This is a genomic window from Dermabacter sp. p3-SID358 (assembly GCF_025147465.1).
In the GTDB taxonomy this organism is placed as follows: Bacteria; Actinomycetota; Actinomycetes; order Actinomycetales; family Dermabacteraceae; genus Dermabacter.
Map to the genome: position 1 here is coordinate 48,715 of NZ_JALXOZ010000003.1, position 18,116 is coordinate 66,830.

Genomic DNA, 18,116 nt, shown 5'->3' on the forward strand with positions numbered 1-18,116 from the left:
CCACCCTCAAGAGTGGTGTGTGCGATGCCAGAGGGCGATCCATTCTTCAACATCCGCGAGAGGAGCAAGGAGCGGGGCCTCGCCGCCCGTTCCGGAGCGCCGCCCCACCTCGCGCACAGCCTCGCCGTTCTCCCGGCGCGCTCGAGCGTTATAGTCCTCAACGCACTCGCGCACGGCCTGCGCTGACGGGAGCGCGCGCACGGTGTCGGCAAGCGCATCGTGCTCCTTGCGCAACACCACGACGGAGGGCAAGAGCGCCTCGCGATCGAACTCTCCCGAGGCGATGCGCGACTTGATCCACCAATCGGGATCGTGCACCTCCGGCAGCTCAAGCTTCGTGCCCGCGAGGGCGAGATTGTCGAAAACGCCGGAAGCGGCGGCAAGGTCGGCAGCCGTCGGAACATAACCCGCGCCCTCCCCCACAGCGCCGAGCCAGGCGTTCTGGTGCTCATCCGCGCAAGATTCCTCGCTCATTGCCTCCCTACCTCTCGCTCGTTGAACCATTGGCAGATACGCGAAAGCCCCTCCCGAAGGAGGGGCCCGCACTGGGTGCGCAAGGGGGGACTTGAACCCCCACGCCCGCAAAGGCACACGGACCTGAACCGTGCGCGTCTACCAATTCCGCCACTTGCGCAAGCACTTCGACACCAGGTTTCAATGCACACCGACATCGAAGCGCTCCCTAATATAACCCCACCCTCACGCGTGCGCGAATCAAGGAGAGGGCCTGGTGGGCAACGCCACGGGTGGGTACGTTAGCCATCCGCGGGGGTCGGGAGAACAACGAGCACGCCCGATTCCTGCGCGTTGAGGATCGTTGCCGCGATCACGGTCGCCTCGCTCTTGCCCCATTCGGCCTCGACCGGGCATACCTGCGAGTTGCGGCCTTCCGGAATAAACACTTCGCCCGCACATTCGAACTTCGACACCGGCATCTCGAACGCCTCGGTGGCCTTGAGCGCTTTTTCCGAAACGTTTGCGCCATCGACCGGCGCGTCGGCCGCCCACATGCCGCCCGCACCGTAGGCAAACACTTCGGTGCCGGCTTCGGTCAGAGTCGAGGTAAGCGAGGGGTCAAAGTCGTTCTCGAAACTGACGAGGAGGCCGGTGCCTTGCACGCTCGAGAACGTTCCGTACACGTAGGCCTCGGTAGTTGTGCCTTCGCCCTTCACGGTGCAGTGGGTCTTCGGTTTGCCGGCCGTGATGTCCACGTCTCCATCGCATTCGACGCTTGCCGAGCCTTCATCGGGAATCACGCCCGTGATCGCTTTGGCGATCACATCCTTCTTGACGGGAAAATCGCCGATCTCGGGGTCATCATCACTCGTGAGGTGAGCAATCATGGCAGGGGCGGATGTGACATCCCCTCCGGATTCGGCCGAAGGCTTCTCACTCTGTTCACTGCTCGGTGACTCGCTCGCCTCGGCGCTCTCGGTGGACTCCTCACTCGCCTCCGAGCTCGGCTCGGTTGTGGGGAGCGGAGTGGGGCTTGCCGTCGTCGTTTCCGGTGCGGCGCTGGGGATCTCGGTGGGCTTCGCGTCCTCACCACCCGTTGCGCTACACGAAGCAAGTACGAGGGCGGCTGCGAGGGCGGCTGAGGCGCCGCGGAACGTGGTCCTCATCGACATGGATATCTCCTTTAGACATCGGCACGAGGGAAGTTCATGCGTAGACATCCTCCCCCGCCCGGCATCAAAAGTAAAGACTCGGCAAAGTGTCGATGTTGTGAAAGGACCTACGCGCTCGGCGACGAGGCTAAGAGATCGTCGACTGCGCCTTCTCGGCTTCAGCGAAACTCGCCTCGATCGCCTCAACGCTGATGCGGTGACGGAACACGAGCGCATACGCGAGAGTCACAGCAATGACGAAGGGGATACCCACGAGCGCCGCCATCTGCATACGCTCGACTGCGAACACGGTCGAGAACACGAAAAGAAGCCCCACGACTCCCGCGCATGCCGTCGCGACGCCGCCGGGCATGCGGAACAGCTCGCGCCCATCGCGCGTGCGGTGGTAGACCACGTAGGTCACGAGGATGAGCACCCACACGATGACCGCCGAGAAGATCACGGTCGACATGATGAGCGGAAAAAGACCGCCAATGCCGGTCATCGCGAGAACCACGACAAGCAGAATGCCGCACGCGTGCACGATGATGCCGGGAAGAGGGATACCGCGACTCGTCGTACGCTCGAGCACGCGTGGCGCGAGGGAGTCGGCCGCAAGTGAATGAAGAAAGCGCGAACCTGCGTACACGTTGGCATTCGCGGCCGAGAGTGCTGTGATCACGACAATGAGATTGGTGAGACCGGCCGCCGCAGGAATCCCGAGCTCGTGAAACACCATGACGAAGGGCGATAGGCGCACGTCACCCGAGGCGCCCGAGGCCTCCTTCCACGGAACAAGGGCAACGATGATGCCGATCGCCACGACGTAAAAGAAGCTCAACCGAATCACTGTGGACTGTGCCGCCGTGCGGATCGAACGCGCGGGATCCTTCGCCTCGGCCGCGGATATCGACAGCATTTCGATACCACCGAACGAGAACATCACGAGCGCCATCGACACCCACACGCCCTTGAACCCAAACGGCATAAAACCGCCGTCCCTCGTCCAGTTCGAGAACCCCGCCGCCGGGGTCCCGGGAAGGCCGAAAAGAACCAGACAGAGGCCCACGAGAATGAACACCACAACCGCGATGACCTTGACACTCGAAAGCCAAAACTCGATCGTTCCGAAGCTCTTGACGCTCACGACGTTTATTGCCACAACGATCGCCCCGAGAATCGCGACACTCGCCCACTGGGGAAGGGCGGGTGCCCAAAACTGCAGATAGAGGCTGCACGCGTAAAGCTCGGCAGCGGTCACGCCGACCGTCACGATCCAGTAGAGCCACCGCACGAGGTAGCCCCAAAACGGGGAAAGGTAGCGCGCGGCGAGTGTTCCGAAGCCGCCCTGAACGGGGTGGCGCGAAGCCATCTCGCCCATGGCGAGAGCGATCGTCATGGCAATCGCCGAACCAATCGCAAAACTGATAATCACAGCGGGCCCCGCGACGGCAATCGCGTCGCCCGAGCCGAGGAAAAGGCCGGTACCAAGAGCGGAGCCCATCGCGATCATCGCCATTTGGCGGTGAGTGAGGGAGCGGCTGAGGTGCCCGCCCTCGTGAGGATCGACCGGCGTGGTCGGTGAGTGAGGGGATGAGGAGGTCATTGCATTAATGTATGCAATTTCTTCCGGTCGCGGGGGTTTGACCACCCAATGGCAACGTTGAACGCCCCGCGGCAAGAAAAAGCGGCGGGCCCAAAGCCCGCCGCTTCCTCATGCGCTCTTGCGTGAGCGCTTACGCTATACCGTTCAGGCGCGCGCACCTTTCGCCGCGACAACCTGAACAACGAGGTTCGCGTAAACCTCTTCGTGCAGGCGCACCGTCACGGTGTACTCGCCGAGCGACTTGATCGGTGCGGTGAACTCCACCTTGCGGCGGTCGATCTCGCGATCGAAGCCAGCCTTGACGGCTTCGGCAACCTCGGCGGCGGTCACGGCGCCGAAGAGGCGACCGTTCTGACCCGCGCGCTCGGCCACGACAACCGGCTTGGTCTGAAGAACATCGCGGAGAGCCTGGGCCTCCTCGAGCGACGCGACGGCGCGCTTCGAGTTTGCGGCGGCCATCTGCTCAAGCTGACGCTCAGCACCCTTGGTCCACGGCGTGGCAAGGCCGCGGGGCACGAGGTAGTTTCGAGCGTAGCCAGCCTTGACCTCGACGACATCGCCGGGGCCGCCGAGCTTAGAAACCTCATTGGTGAGGATGAGCTTGGTAGTAGCCATGTTTCTCTATCCTTCCTTGGCTCAGCGACCGGAGGTCGAGTAGGGAAGGAGTGCGAGCTCGCGAGCGTTCTTGACGGCCTTCGCGATCTTGCGCTGCTCCTGGACACTCACGCCGGTCACGCGGCGTGCACGGATCTTTCCGCGATCCGAAATGAACTTACGCAGAACCGCCGGGTCCTTGTAGTCGATGTTCTCGATACCGGCGCTCTTGAGCGGGTTCTGCTTCTTCTTGGGCTTACGAAGCTCTGGCTTCGCCATCGTGGTGCTCCTTTGAGTGAGGGGAGCCCGGGTTTTCGACCCGGGATGGAATGAATATTGTCAATGATGTTTGCGGATTGGCGTGGTTTAGAAGGGCGGGGGCTCTTCGGCGCCGCCGTTACTCCACGGGTCAACATCGGCGGGGTTCTGGCCGCCCTGCGGCGCTCCCTGGTTGCCACCGCGGTTCCCGCCGTAGCCTCCCTGGTTGGAGTAACCGCCCTGGCCGCCACCGTAATTGCCGCCACCGCCATTGCCACCGTTGAATCCGCCACCGAAATTTCCGCCGCCGCGCTGAGTGCGGGTCGGCTTTGCGGTTGCATAGCGGAGCGAGGGACCGATCTCGTCAACCTGAAGTTCGATCGAGGTGCGGTTGTTACCCTCGCGGTCGGTGTAGGAGCGCTGCTGGAGGCGGCCCTGAACAATCACGCGGGTGCCCTTGGTGAGGGACTCGGCAACGTTCTCGGCTGCATCGCGCCAAATGGAGCAGCGCAAGAAGAGAGCTTCGCCGTCTTTCCATTCGCCGGACTGGCGATCGAACGTACGGGGGGTCGACGCGACGGTGAACGACGCAACGGGAACGCCCGAGTTCGTAAAGCGCAGCTCGGGATCGGCGGTCAGGTTTCCGACGACGGTGATGACGGTATCGTTCGCCATGACTCTCCTTCAGCTGATGGTGCGGTGTGGCTAGTGGAAGTGGTGTTTACTTCTCGTCGACACGCATGAGCTTGGTGCGCAGAACGACCTCGTTGAGGCCGAGCTGGCGGTCGAGCTCCTTTGCGGTTTCGGGCTTCGACGTGAAGTTGAGGACGACGTAGATGCCTTCCTGCTTCTTGTCGATTTCGTAGGCGAACTTACGCTTGCCCCACACGTCGGTGTTGTCGACAGTGCCGCCCTCAGCGGGAACAACCTTGATGAGCTTCTCAAAAGTGGTGTCCACGGTACGCTCGTCGATCGACGGGTCCAGGATCACAACCATTTCGTACTTACGCATGTGTAAATCCCCACCTCCTGTGGTCTATCGCGGCCACGGTCCTTCCGTGGCAGGAGGGTCATGCATATGCCTGCGGTTTTCCACAGACTTCCCAAGTCTAGCGGCTCCCCAAGGTTCGCGGAAGGGGGTCCGACGGTGGCCTAGACCTCACCGCTACTGAGGTTCTTGGGGCTTGTCGGTCGGCTGAACGGGTCTTTCATGGCCGCGCGTCGGTTGTACCTTCGGCGCCTCCGGCTTCTCGCTAGGCTTAGGCTTTTCGGGCTTCGGCTGAGGTTCTTCCGGCTTGGGCTCTTCCGGTTTGGGCTGCGGCTCCTCCGGCGGTGCCGGCTGCTCCTCTTCGGGCGCGGGCTCCGGAGCCTCTTCGGCGGGGTCTTCCGACGGCTCCTCGGTCACCTTGGGCGTCTTAGTTCGGCGCGGCGCGGGCGCCTCGGTTTGCTTCTTCTTTCGTTTTTGTTTCTTTTTACCGTCAGCATCGACTTCGTCGGGGAAGTCGACCTTGTCTTGGCCGTCTAGCGCACTCGTCATGATGTCACCGAAAATGGCCGCGGGAGCAGCGCCTCCGGTCATGTTTTCCCACGGACCGAACGGAGTAAGCTGTTCTTCCGTGCGGCCGTCGGCACTTGGCTGGAACATTCCCACAGCGGTCACGAGCTGAGGTGTGTAGCCCACGAACACTGCTGAACGGAACGAGCTCGACGTACCCGTCTTACCCGCAACGGGGCGGTCGTCCATTTTCTGCGCGACGATCTTCGCCGATCCGCGCGAACTCGTGGGCTCTTGCAAAGCGACGGTTGCGTTCGTAGCCGTTGACTCCTTGAGAACGCGTTCGCCATCGTCCTTGTAGGCGTAGCGTGCCGAGCCGTCGGCATTCGTGACCTTCTCCACGATGTGCGGGGTGCGCTTAACTCCGCCAGAGGCGATCGTCGAGTATGCACCCGCCAGTTCGAGCATCGTGGGCGAAGCGGAGCCGAGAACATTGCTCGGGCTGTCATCAAGTCCTGGGGTCTTTTCCGAGAGTCCCATCGCGACTGCCACCTCGCGCGTCTTTTTGGCCCCCATGTCGATATTGAGCGCGGCGTAGGGGGTGTTGTAGGAGTGGCGGGTCGCGGTCAAAAGATCGACCGTGCCCCGCGAGGCATCGCCGAAGTTTTTGACCGTCCACCCCTTGAAGGTCTTCGGCGAGGAGGCATCCCAGTACGAGTGAAGGCCGTACCCGTTTTCAAGCGCGGCAACGAGTGTGAACGTCTTGAACGTCGATCCCGCCTGCATGCGGGACTGTGTCGCGTCGTTCCGCTGCTGTTCGAGGTAATCCTTGCCGCCGTAGAGTGCGCGTATCGCACCCGTTGACGGATCGATGCTCACGGTTCCCACGTGGTTGTTCTCTGGGCGATCTTCGGGGAGATTGTCAATTGCTTCGACGGTCGACTCCTGGGTGTGCTTATCGATCGTCGAAACGATCGAGAAACCGCCCGTGGCGATCTCATCCTCGTCGAAGCCTCGTTCTTCGAGCTCGCGGCGCACGGTCGACATGAGGTAACCATTCGTGCCGCGCATCGAGTTTTGCGGTTTGAAGTCGATCGTCTCGGGGAAGGTGAGCTTTTCGGCCTCTTCCTTCGTGAGGCTACCCGTCTCGTTCACCTCTCGATCGATCACGCGCTCCCACAGGGCCTTCGCCTTCTCGGGGTTCTTCGCGGGGTCGTAAGCGCTCGGCGCTGGAATCACGGCGACGAGAAGAGCTGCTTCCGCGTCATCAAGCTCGCTTGCGCTCTTGCCGAAGTAGGCCTGTGCGCCTTCCTCAATTCCATAGGCGGAGCGCCCGAAGTAGATCGTATTGAGATAGCGCGAGAGGATCTCGTCCTTGTCGAGCTCCTCGTCGATCTTGATCGCCATGATCATTTCGCGCACCTTGCCGGAATAGGACGTGACCTTGCCCGTGTAATAGTTTTCGACGTACTGCTGGGTGATGGTCGACGCTCCCTGCCGCGGGCCACCGGAAGCGTTGTTGATGACTGCGCGCAGAATCCCCTTCGGAGAGATGCCGCGGTTTTCGTAGAACGTCGAATCCTCGGAGGCAACGACCGCCTCTTTGACGTTATCGGGGATCTCGTCGGCGGGAAGAATCGTGCGGTTGAGCTCGCTGAACTCGCCCAGCAGGGTCTCGCCGTCGGAGTAGTACACGCGCGTCGTTTGGGCAACGGCGATGTCGGTGGGTTCGGGCACCTCGGTCGTTGCATACAACCACGCACCAAAACCCACGCCGGCGAAGAAAAGAAGAATGAACGCGAGGGAGAGGAGCCGCCACGAGGGCCACCAACGCCAGAATCCCTCTTTCCCGGCACGCGGGTAGTTCAGGAGATTCGTGGGCTTGACCTTGTTTTTGTTCGTGCCCTTCTGCGTGAGAGTCGCGGACTTGCCGCCCGAGCCCTGCGGCTGGTGTTCTAAGCGCGGCTTCGTGCGGCTGCGGCTAATACTCGCCGCGGCAGGAGTCGTCGCGGGGCGCGCGGCTCGCTTCCCAGCGGAACGGGTACGGCTCGTCCCCTTCGGGGTTTTGTCGCTCACTGCGAGTGTCCTCCCGTCATAGGAGCGCTTTCGTGCGCCCCATTATGCGCCCACCATTCCTGAAGGCGCTGTGCGGCCTCTTCTTCTCCGAGGGGGCCCTCCTCCATGCGCAGATCAAGAAGGTAGGCGTAGGCCCGGCCAACGGCGGGGCCCGGCTCCAGGTCGAGAACCCGCATGATGGCGCGGCCGTCAAGGTCGGGCCGGATCTTCGAAATCTCCTCCTGCTCTGCAAGTTCCGCGATGCGCTTTTCGAGGTGATCGTAGGCTTCGCGCAAACGCTGAGCCTTGCGCTTGTTGCGTGTCGTGCAGTCAGCGCGCGTAAGTCGGTGGAGGCGTTCAAGCTGCTCTCCCGCGTCGGTCACGTAGCGGCGCACCGCCGAGTCTGTCCAGGTGGCATCCGCGTAGCCGTGGAAGCGTAGATGCAGCTCAACAAGGTGGGCGACCGCTTTCGTCGTCTCCTTATCGAATTTGAGAGCCTTCATGCGCGCCCTCGTCATGCGCGCGCCCACCACCTCATGAAAGCGGAAGGTCACAACCCCTCCCTCCTCGTAGCGGCGCGTATCGGGCTTCGCGCAGTCATGCATGAGAGCTGCAAAGCGCAAAATAAAATCCGGCCCGGGCACGGGACCCTCGGGGCCGGTTTCAAGATCGATCGCCTGTTCGAGAACAGTAAGCGAGTGTGAGTACACGTCCTTGTGCCGGTGGTGCTCATCGATCTCGAGGCGCATGGCGGGGAGCTCGGGGAGGACGATCTCGGCAAGACCAAGGTCAACCATCTGTTCGAGGGCGCTCCTCGGATTCTCGCCGAGCATAAGCTTGACGAGCTCGTCACGCACTCGCTCGGCGCTCACGATCCCGAGACGTCCGGCGAGGGCCGTGATCGCTCGCGCGGTCCCCTTCTCGATCTCGAAACCGAGAGTCGAGGCAAAGCGAACAGCGCGCATCATGCGTAGGGGGTCATCGCTGAAGGATTGCTCGGGACTGACGGGAGTGCGCAGGAGTCCGTTCGCAAGGTCTTCGAGCCCGTCGTACGGATCGATGAACTCGAGGGAAGGAAGGCGCACGGCCATCGCGTTCACGGTGAAGTCGCGGCGCGAAAGGTCGCCATCAATCGTGTCGCCGTAAGCGACTTGCGGTTTGCGTGAATCTGAGTCGTATTCCTCAGTGCGGTAGGTCGTGATCTCGACCTTGACGCCATCAAGCTGCGCGCCAAGGGTGCCGAACTCCCGGCCCATGTCCCAGATCGCACCGCGATTGGCGACCCACTCGCGAAGAATGCGCTCGGTCGCCTCGGGCCTGGCTGACGTCGTGAAGTCCAGGTCGTCACTGCTGCGCCCAAGGAGAGCATCGCGCACGGGCCCACCCACGAGAGCAAGCTCCTCGCCTGCATTCTCGAACATCTCGCCGAGTTCATGGACCGAGGCGGGAAGCGCCTGAAACATGCTGCGCGCACGGATGCGAACCGTGTCGATGCCGATGCGGTGCGCTGCGTGCGTGTCGCCATTAGTCACGTTCGTCATTCCTCACCTTGGTGTGTGATGTGCGGATCGCTCCGCGTGCGCGGCCTGTATTTGGCACGCGGCACGAAGGCGCGCCCTCTACAGTGGTTCCATGCTCCGATCCGTGACGCGGCGTGCTTCTCGCGCCCTCCTCGTCATGGTCGCACTGTACTCGGTCATGTGTGCGGCTCTTATCCCCGCTGGCGCTCTCGCCCAGACGGGCTTCGCAGCGTACCAGTCTACCGGCCAGAAACCACGCGCGAATGTGGCACTGACCGCACCCGAACTACCGTCGGAACCCGCACCTGAACCCGAGCCCGGAACAGAAAATACAGCACCGCTCACCCTCGATCTCCTTTCGCTTTCACCAGGAGCGGTCAAGCCCGACGACACGCTCGAGGCCCGCGTGAGCATCACAAACACCGCAGACGCGCCGATCGAGGGGGTGGCCCTCCAGCTTTCGGGCCTCACCTCGCGGGTCACCGATCGCACGATTGCCGACGAATGGTCGGCGACCCCCACGACCGACACCTCCAACCGAGGCACGCTGCGCGGAGCCTCTGCCGCGCGCACCCTCGGCCCAGGCGAAAGCGTCGATTTCACGGTTCGAATCCCCGCGAAAACCCTCGGATACTCGCGCGACGAATCGCTGTGGGGCCCCCGTCGAATTGCGCTCACGGCCGTCACTGGAGCGACGTCCGCGCCCAACGCAGCTCAATCCTCCGAAGGCGGCACACCGGCCGCGACCCTGCGCACATTCCTCGTGTGGCAGCCGGCCACCACTACACCGAGCGTAACCCTCGCGTACCTCGCGCCACTCACCTCGGCCGATCCGGCACGTATCGCCACCGACCCGGAGTCGTTCGAGAAGGATGTGAAAGAGGGGGCATTCGCTGCCCAGTGGGAGATAGCCCAGCGCGACGATGTGAGCTGGTGGCTCGACCCGTCGATGCTCTCGGACCTCAAGGTTCCCGAGAACATGAGCACGCTCGACGAAGCACTCTCGAGTATCGAAGAGAAGAAACCCACTCCCTCACCGAACCCAAGTCCAACTACGCCTGCACCGGCCTCGGATGCGGGCGGCGATGAACCTGCGAGCGAAGGCGAAGGGACCACCGCGCCCGGCGAAAGCGCGGTGTGGGGGTCGAATAGAACCTGGGATGAACGCCGTTCAGCACTCATTGAGGCGGCCGCGACACACGATGTGACACTCGCGCCTTTCGCACTTGCAAGCCCCGCGACGGCCCGACCCACGGCTGCACTTCTCGAGAAGGAAGGTGCCTTGGCAGCCAAAAGCGCAGGTCTCGAGAACGCTCCGACCCTCACTCGCTTCGATCCCAAAGCTGTGACGACGAAAGACGTGCGCGCCTCCGGAGCAAAAACTGCCCTGATCCCCGCCGAATCTTTCTATTCCTCCCTGAAACCGAGCGTGACGCCGAGTGGCTACGCGCGGCTCGAGCACGACGGCAAGCCCGACGCCGCACTCCTCGGTTACGACATGCGCCTCACGCACCTCACGGAGCAGCTCGCCGACCAAGGCGATCCCGAGCTCTCCGTCCAGCGAGCCCTCGCGGATACGGCGCTCATCGCGGGTGAGCCTTCGTCGGCCCCCCGCACACTCCTCCTCGCCCCCTCTCCTTCCTCCCCGGTTGACCCCGGCCGCACCTCAGACCTTCTTGACGCTCTCGGCTCCGCGCCGTGGGTTACGCACGCCCCCGCTTCCACCCTCGTCAAAGCTGCACAGGCGGGAGAGGGCACCCGGTCGATCAGCGACAAGCGGGGAAACTATTGGGTGGGGAACGTAAGCGAACTGCACGCCATTGGCGAGAGGGCCGACGCCCGCCCCGCCCGCATCGAAGCGATAGCTGAGAAGGTGCCCGCCGGCGCGAGCGGAAGAGTCGAAAAAAGCCTCTCGACCCTTAGCAATGTGCGCGCCACTCTCGAAGATCCGAGCTTCCTCTCCGGAGCGGTTCTTCTTGCCGCCTCAGGCGTGAGTACCCCCGTGCTCAACGACTCGCATGCCCACGTGACCAGGCTTGCGAGCATCTCCACGGTGACCGAGGCGAACGCAGAACGGATCTCGCTGACCCTCGCGGGAACCTACAATCTCGTTTCGAATGAGGCCTCGATCCCGTTCACCGTCCACAACGGCTTCCCCACGCCCGTGACCATCACCCCATCGGTAGCGTTTTCCAACCGCATCGCGAAGACGAGCACTACGCTCGAACCCATTACCCTGCCAGCCTTGACCGCGAACGATAAGGCGATTCCGGTCGAAGCCGTGCGCAGTGGCAATGGAACGTTCACGGTGATGATCGCGAACGGCAACGAGGTGATTCTCGACTCTCGCGAAAGCCAACTGAGTGTCAATCCCGAATGGGAGAACTGGACGACCCTCGTCGCCATGGTGCTTCTTGCCGCGCTCGTGATCACGGGTGTCGTCCGCGCCGGCCGCACGAAATCAGATGCGCGCAGCCCGGCCATCACCGCGCCTGAGAACCTCGAAAGCGTCGACCGGCCCGACGAATCCCATAACTCACGCGAAGACAGCTAAAGGACCACACCCAGATCATGAACCAATCGAGCACTTCCTCTGCGCGCGGCAAGGCCATGCGCGCGAGCGCAGTCATGGCGGTTGCGTCGGCATCGACGCGCCTTTTAGGCTTCGTGCGCACGTTCTTGCTCGGCATGGTGCTTGGCGGTTCGGCATCGATCGCGGCTAACGCCTATTCGGCCGCGCAGATCCTGCCGAATTCGCTGTGGATTCTTATCGGCGGCGGCACGCTTAACGCGATTCTCGTACCGGCGGTCGTGCGCGCCGCAAAGTTCCCGGATAGGGGCGAGGACTTCTGTTCGCGCCTGTTCACCCTGTTTTTCGTCGTCGCGGTCGCCGTCACGGGGCTTTGCACACTCGCCGTCCCGTTCCTCACGATCGTCGCAAACTCGAAGCTTGATCCGGGAACTCTCCAGGCCGCGACCGTTCTTGGCTATTTCATGATGCCGCAAATGATCTTTTCGTGCGTGTACATCATGTTCGGGCAGATCCTCAATGCCCACGAGAGTTTTGGCCCGTTCACGTGGGCACCGGCCCTCAATAACCTCATGAATATCGCGGGGTCGATTCTTTTCCTCGTGCTCTGGGGGGCGCAGCCGGACGGCACGCAGTGGACGTGGGGAATGCTGCTCGTTCTCGCGTTTTCCCAGGTGGGCGGCAGTATCGCGCAAGCTCTTCTCGTATGGGTGTGGACGAGGAAGATCGGCCTCAAGATTCGGTTCAAGTGGGGTTTTCGAGGACTCGGGCTGCGCAAGCTCGGCACGATGGGCCTGTGGACATTCGCGATGATGGTCGTGGGCCAGGTCGCGGTGTTCGCTCGTCGTTGGTCGACGGGCGGGGCCGTATCGGCGGTCGAGCGGGCTCAAGCCGCCGGGGACGGCGCAAATCGCGAACTGTTCCCCGCTCTCGCGGCCCTCGACTGGTCCTACACCGTGTTTATGCTCCCGCAGGGCATCATCGCGGTCTCCCTCGTGACGAGCATCTTCCCGCGCATGTCCAAGTGCGTGAACGTGGGCGATCACCTCGGGGCCTACCGCACTTACTCTTCAATGAACCGGATTCTGTTCGTTCCCATGATCCTCGCGACGGCCGTCCTCGTTGTGCTCGCCGCGCCGATTATGTGGGTCGTCGTGGGCGGCACTTCACCCGTGGGAGCGGGAGCAAACGGCCTCGTGCTCATCGGGTACACGCTCGGTCTCGCCCCCTTCGCCGCGACGTATCTCGTCACCCGTTATTTCTACGCGTACGAGGACACGCGCACCGCCTTCATGATGCGTGTTCCACCTACTGTGCTTTCGCTTGTCGCGATCCCGGTGATCCTTTTTTGGGTCGACCCCCGCTACGCGGCGGCAACGGGGGCTCTTGTGAGTTCGATCGGGGTTCTCATCGGATGGCTCGAGGGTGTGTGGCACATGCGTCGCAACCTCGCCCGCAAGGGAGTCGACATGAGCCAGATCAACTCCTTCGGCACCATTTCCACAATCGCGCGGCTTCTCGTAGCCGGGGCAGTCTCGATGGCAACCGGCTGGGGCCTCCTCGCTCTGCTCGACGAATTCACATGGCGAGGGCGCCTCGTCGCCATCGTCGTGGGTGTAATCGTCGCGGTCATCATGACCGGGGTATTTGCGCTCGTCGCGTGGATGCTGCGGGTATCGGAGATTCGCGATGCCGCGACCATGATCAGTTCGCGCCTCCTTCGCAAACGCGGTTCCGGGAAGCAGGCGAGCAAGGCTCCCGTGGTCGTGGAGGAAACCTCGAGCGAGGAAGTTGCGCCCCGCTACGATGGTCAAGCATCGGATCGACATACTCGAGCGAACCAAAGGATGACAGTGACCGATAACCGCAGCCTCGAGGAGCTCTTTTCTTCTCTCTCACTGAGCCCCGCTCTCGACGGGTCGGCGCGCGAAGGCTCTGGCCGCGTGCCATCGTCCGCAACCGAGGGTGCGTCGTGGCACCGCGGCGTGTATGACAATGGCGAACCCATCCTCGTGTTTCTCGTGCGCGGTGAGTATGCCGCCGATGTTCTCGATGCCGCCCGACGCGTTTCGCTCGTGAGCATCCCCGGCCTTGAAAGTGTTCGGGACGTATTCGATTCCCAGGATGGCGAAGCGAAGGCAACCGCTGTTCTCTACACCGACCCGGGTATTCCCACCCTCGCCGATCTCACGCGCGAAGGCGCACTTCGAGCGGAAACCGCCCGAACAATCGCTGGTCGCGTCACGACAATCCTCCACGAAGCGCGCAGCAAGGGCATCCGCCACCACCACCTCGACGAGGACCGCGTTTTTGTGGATCTCGAGCACGACCAGGTGACGATCCTTGGCGCGGGAGTCGAGGACGCCGGTGACGAAGGCATTTTGCACCTGACCGAGCCGTTCACGCTCAGCCCCGATGTGCGCGCGGTCGGTCGAATTCTGTACGTGGGGCTTACGGGCAGGAGCCCAGAGTTCTTCGGTTCCGACGCCTCTTATGATCCGTCGACCACATCTCCGCGCACGGTTCCCTCCGATTTGGCGGCACTCACTGCCGCTCTCCTCACCCCGCTTACGCCAAGCACCCCCGCCGACGGTCCCCGACCGTTGTCGATCGAGGACGTGCGTTCGGAGCTCTCTCCTTGGCAATCCCTCCCCGTGACCCTCGAAGCGTACGATCCTGAACAGCACGCGGGCGCGCCGGTCCCACTCGCCGAACGCGAGAACTCCGAGACTCCCGCCGAAGACTCCGGTGCAGCCGGTGCTGCCGGGGTTGCGGGCGCCACGGGTGCCGCCGCTGGAACCGTCGCGAGCCTTGCTGCCGCCGGTCCCGTCGTCGCGGGCCCATTCGAGCGTCAAGAGCACCAGGCTGAAGCGGAGCAGGCCAAGACTGAGCAGTCGGAGGCTTCCGCCGACGCCGCCGAGGACAACACCGAGAATGACGCACCCGCCGAGAATGACGCCCAAGCGAGGCAGTCGGCGACGCCCGAAACCGCCCCCAACGATGACGACGATCTCGACATCACATCGAGCGAGAACTCGATCGGTGCCGAGGAAAGCGAATCTCGTGACGAGGCTCCGCTCACGGGGAGGGTCGAAACTGCCGGCAAGCCTGTCGCCGAAGTGGAAAAGCCGTGGTCCGAAGTGATTGATGCCCCGCAGGCGCCACCCGCGGCGAGCACATTCCCCGGGCACATCGAAACGGGTACGCGCCAGGCGTCGGCACCGTCGGCGGAGGAACCCACAGCACCGGTGGCGCCCCCAGCACCATCCACTCCCGCACCGATTCCCGTGGCAGGTCGCGAGGAATCCCTCGCCGAAGCCCCGAGCACTCCGAATACGGATGACGACCCCCACGAAACATCCGGCCGACCCATTGTTGTGCCGCCTTCGGCGGTGCAGCACCCGGCACCCCGAGTACGCGAGAACTCCCCCGGAGCCGGCGTCGTCATCCCCGTGCAGGGACGCGACGCGAGCGCCCTCGACACCGACGCTCCTGAGGCGCAGAACACGCAACACACTTCGGCATTCCGCGATGTCATGGGCATCGCGCTCGCTTCCGACTCAGCCGAAGAAACTAGCTCCGCATCCGGGAACACCGTGTCCCGCTCGACGACCGCGCGGATTATCCTCGTTGCCGCCCTCCTCGCCGTCATCCTCGGTCTCGTGTGGGCCGTCACGTCGGTCACGTCAGTGGGCCGCCACGATCGAGATGTGGCGACAAGCCCAACGACGCAGGCGTCGGAAAAAAAGACCCCCGAAAAAACTGAAGAACCGACCGAGGAACCGAGCAAGGAGCCAACAGAGGAGCCAAAGCCCCTCGCACCGCTGAACCAGGTGAGCGTCGTATACCCGCCCGATCCGGCAAAAGCAGATAATCCCGAGAATGCCGGGCGTATGTTCGACGGTGACCCGGGCTCCGTGTGGAAGACCCAGCGGTACGCGAGCGCAGAATACGGCCGGCTCCGCGAGGGCATGGGCATCAAGCTTGATCTTGGTGATGGCGAAGTCAAAAACGTTCGCATCACGCCAGGCGCACAACAGGGCGGAACGATTGAGCTGCGCACCGTGACCGAGGATGGGCAGCTCGGCGACGTTATCGCCGCCGGCGATGTCACCCCCGGTCAGGATCTGACGCTCACTCCCGAAAAGCCCGTGGATGCACGTTCTCTCGTGCTGTGGGCACCCAACCTCGGCGCCGTTGATGGCGGGTTCCGGCTTGAAATCGCCGAAGTGAAGGTCAATCAGGAATGACTCCGATTCGTCCCTTCTCGCGTCGCGCCGACCGTGTGCGCGGCGAGATGAGGAGCTGGACGGGCTTCCCTCCAGGTGTGTTCGCGGGCTTTCTCGCCGCGACGATTGTCCTTGGCATCATGCTGTCATGGGCGCTCAACCTGAGCGTCAAAATGGACGCCCCGGCAGCGCAGAATCTCACCGATTCGGATGTTGCCCCCGGGACGGATAACTCCGGTCTTCCAGTGCTCACCGAGTACACGATCGGCGCCGAGGTGCAGAATCTCCTCGACACGGGAAGCCTGCAAACGCCGGCAACGTTCGACGTGACGAAGTGCCTGAAGTCCCTCTCCTCAAACGAGTCGGTGCTTATGCTCGAGCGTGTTTCGTGGGGCAGCGACGAGAACGCGTGGCTGCTTGTGCTGGATGAGCACAACCTCACTCAAGTTCGCCGCGACGGAGGGGAAGTTTCCGCATCGGTCGTGCGTTCCACGTGCGGGAGGAATGCCGATGGTTCCTCAGAGCTCCTGTTCTCGGCGCAGGTGCTCGTGGATCCGAAGCGCTGACTACGAGACTCAGCCTCCACCCCTACCCTTGTTCTGTTTGATTGTTGGCGAGCCTTCGCTGTGAAAGGACATCATGACCACTTCTGAGCCTCAGACCCCGATTCTCAACACCCTCGGTGGCGGTTTCGGTATCGACCTTTCGGCATCGCAAACCGACGCTTCCGAGGCCCCTGCACCCGCTGATGCTTCCAATGCGCCCTTGCGGGAAGTCGTGGTCGTCGGCTCCGGCCCCGCCGGATACACCGCAGCCGTCTATGCGGCGCGTGCCGGTCTCAAGCCCGTGGTCATTGCCGGCTCGCTCGACGCGGGCGGCGCCCTCATGACCACAACCGAGGTCGAGAACTTTCCCGGCTTCCCCGAAGGCATCATGGGCCCGGATCTCATGGGAAACATGCAAGAACAGGCCGAGCGCTTCGGCGCCGAGATCCTTTTCGAGGATGCGACGGAGGTTGACCTCGCGGGTGACGTGAAGACGATCCGCACCGAAGGCGGTGACATTTTCCGCGCGAAGACGGTCATCATCGCGACCGGATCCGCGTATCGCAAGCTCGGCGTTGACGGCGAAGAACGTCTCTCCGGCAAGGGTGTGAGCTGGTGCGCGACGTGCGACGGATTCTTCTTCAAGGACAAGGACATCTTCGTGGTGGGCGGCGGCGACTCCGCCGTTGAGGAAGCCACATTCCTCACGCGATTTGGCCAGAGCGTGACGCTGCTTCACCGACGCGACGCGCTCCGTGCCTCCAAGATCATGGCCAAGCGCGCCGAAGACGACCCGAAGCTCGACATTCGTTGGAACACCCAGGTTGTTGGCATCGAGGGCGAGAACGAGCTCTCACATCTCGTGCTTGAAGACACCCTCACCGGTGAGCGCGAGACCGTCCCCGCCGATGGTCTTTTCGAGGCGATCGGGCACCTTCCTCGTTCGGGTCTGTTCAAGGGCCAAATCGATATCGACGATGAGGGCTACATCATTTGTGAAGGGCGCACGACACACACGTCCCTTCCTGGGGTGTTCGCGTGCGGCGACGTTGTGGATCACCGCTACCGCCAGGCCATTACCGCGGCCGGTTCGGGTTGTTCCGCTGCCCTCGACGCCGAAAAGTACCTCGCTACTCTCGAGTGAACGAAGGACGCTCTTCCGACGCTTCCTCACCTCTCGGCGCCGTCACTTTCGAAATCCATCTCTTTTGGGCCTCGTGGGCGGCGCCCTCTCTTCCGGCGCCGCTTACCGCGCGTGAACTGCAGGGCGTTTTGCCTTCGGATGTTTTGGTGATCGTTCACGATGTCTCCGTGAACGAACTTTCCCTCGGACGCACTTCCCAAGCGTACTTTCCCGACGTGCTTCCTACGTGGCGAATCGTCGCGGTTCGGGATTCGAAGGTTATAGGGGAACGACTGTTGGCCGGCGCTCACCCCAAGTTCGAGATCCGAGAGGCGCTCGAGGTGCTGCGTGCTGACAAGCATGGCTAGCCAGTACCGGTAGGCACTTCCTTCTTCCGTGACCTATGTACTTGCCCAAGCGCCCTCCACATAGGTATAACTGCGTTATCCCCAAGGTTATCCACGCCGGTTCTTGACATCGTGAATAGCTTGGACGATTGTGATGTTCTCTCCGATCTAAAGTGCTTGACCAGGGTGTTTGCTGCCGGTGCAGCC

The 18,116-nt window shown here is 62.8% G+C and carries 14 protein-coding genes and 1 tRNA gene; 5 read left to right on the top strand and 10 right to left on the bottom strand.

Annotated elements, in window-relative coordinates; all coding sequences use genetic code 11:
• Positions 1–6: 6 nt before the first annotated feature.
• The 10 genes from M3B90_RS02360 to M3B90_RS02405 all read right to left on the bottom strand — a co-directional run bounded on the left by M3B90_RS02360 (position 7) and on the right by M3B90_RS02405 (position 9,156).
• The gene (locus tag M3B90_RS02360) at positions 7–474 is read right to left on the bottom strand and encodes a DUF1992 domain-containing protein (RefSeq protein WP_259888451.1); all 468 of its coding nucleotides are present in this window, start codon (positions 472–474) and stop codon (positions 7–9) included.
• A gap of 76 nt (positions 475–550) precedes the next feature.
• A tRNA-Leu gene (locus tag M3B90_RS02365) sits at positions 551–634 on the bottom strand.
• 121 nt (positions 635–755) lie between these two features.
• Entirely contained in the window at positions 756–1,628 is an 873-nt protein-coding gene (locus tag M3B90_RS02370; protein WP_259888452.1) for a hypothetical protein, read from the bottom strand.
• Positions 1,629–1,755: 127 nt separating this feature from the next.
• A complete protein-coding gene (locus tag M3B90_RS02375) occupies positions 1,756–3,213 on the bottom strand; it encodes an amino acid permease (protein WP_259888453.1) in 1,458 nt (485 codons plus the stop codon).
• A 144-nt stretch (positions 3,214–3,357) separates the two neighbouring features.
• Positions 3,358–3,828, bottom strand: a complete 471-nt coding sequence (gene rplI / locus M3B90_RS02380; protein ID WP_259888454.1) for a 50S ribosomal protein L9 — start codon at positions 3,826–3,828, stop codon at positions 3,358–3,360.
• A gap of 21 nt (positions 3,829–3,849) precedes the next feature.
• Positions 3,850–4,086: a 30S ribosomal protein S18 gene (gene rpsR, locus M3B90_RS02385; protein ID WP_055090480.1), complete on the bottom strand. Its 237-nt coding sequence runs from the start codon at positions 4,084–4,086 to the stop codon at positions 3,850–3,852.
• An 87-nt stretch (positions 4,087–4,173) separates the two neighbouring features.
• Positions 4,174–4,740, bottom strand: a complete 567-nt coding sequence (locus M3B90_RS02390) for a single-stranded DNA-binding protein (protein ID WP_259888455.1) — start codon at positions 4,738–4,740, stop codon at positions 4,174–4,176.
• 46 nt (positions 4,741–4,786) lie between these two features.
• Positions 4,787–5,077, bottom strand: a complete 291-nt coding sequence (gene rpsF, locus M3B90_RS02395) for a 30S ribosomal protein S6 (protein ID WP_259888456.1) — start codon at positions 5,075–5,077, stop codon at positions 4,787–4,789.
• 153 nt (positions 5,078–5,230) lie between these two features.
• A complete protein-coding gene (locus tag M3B90_RS02400; protein ID WP_259888457.1) occupies positions 5,231–7,636 on the bottom strand; it encodes a transglycosylase domain-containing protein in 2,406 nt (801 codons plus the stop codon).
• Positions 7,633–9,156 carry a CCA tRNA nucleotidyltransferase gene (locus tag M3B90_RS02405; RefSeq protein WP_259888458.1) on the bottom strand — a complete coding sequence of 508 codons (1,524 nt, stop codon included), beginning with the start codon at positions 9,154–9,156 and terminating at the stop codon, positions 7,633–7,635. The genes M3B90_RS02400 and M3B90_RS02405 overlap by 4 nt, the downstream gene beginning before the upstream one ends.
• A 91-nt stretch (positions 9,157–9,247) precedes the next feature.
• On the opposite strand from M3B90_RS02405, the gene M3B90_RS02410 reads away from it, so the two are divergent.
• From M3B90_RS02410 to M3B90_RS02430, 5 genes are all read left to right on the top strand, one after another.
• Positions 9,248–11,689 (top strand): DUF6049 family protein, encoded by a 2,442-nt coding sequence (locus M3B90_RS02410; protein ID WP_259888459.1) that lies wholly within the window; start codon positions 9,248–9,250, stop codon positions 11,687–11,689.
• 17 nt (positions 11,690–11,706) lie between these two features.
• Positions 11,707–15,915: a lipid II flippase MurJ gene (locus M3B90_RS02415; protein WP_259888460.1), complete on the top strand. Its 4,209-nt coding sequence runs from the start codon at positions 11,707–11,709 to the stop codon at positions 15,913–15,915.
• Positions 15,912–16,460, top strand: coding sequence for a hypothetical protein (locus M3B90_RS02420; protein ID WP_259888461.1), 549 nt, complete (start codon positions 15,912–15,914; stop codon positions 16,458–16,460). The genes M3B90_RS02415 and M3B90_RS02420 overlap by 4 nt, the downstream gene beginning before the upstream one ends.
• Before the next feature lie 73 nt (positions 16,461–16,533).
• Complete coding sequence (trxB, locus tag M3B90_RS02425; RefSeq protein ID WP_259888462.1) at positions 16,534–17,583, top strand: thioredoxin-disulfide reductase; 1,050 nt, start codon at positions 16,534–16,536, stop codon at positions 17,581–17,583.
• Positions 17,580–17,930: a hypothetical protein gene (locus M3B90_RS02430; RefSeq protein WP_259888463.1), complete on the top strand. Its 351-nt coding sequence runs from the start codon at positions 17,580–17,582 to the stop codon at positions 17,928–17,930. Before trxB ends, M3B90_RS02430 begins: the two co-directional genes overlap by 4 nt.
• Positions 17,931–18,116 lie beyond the last annotated feature (186 nt).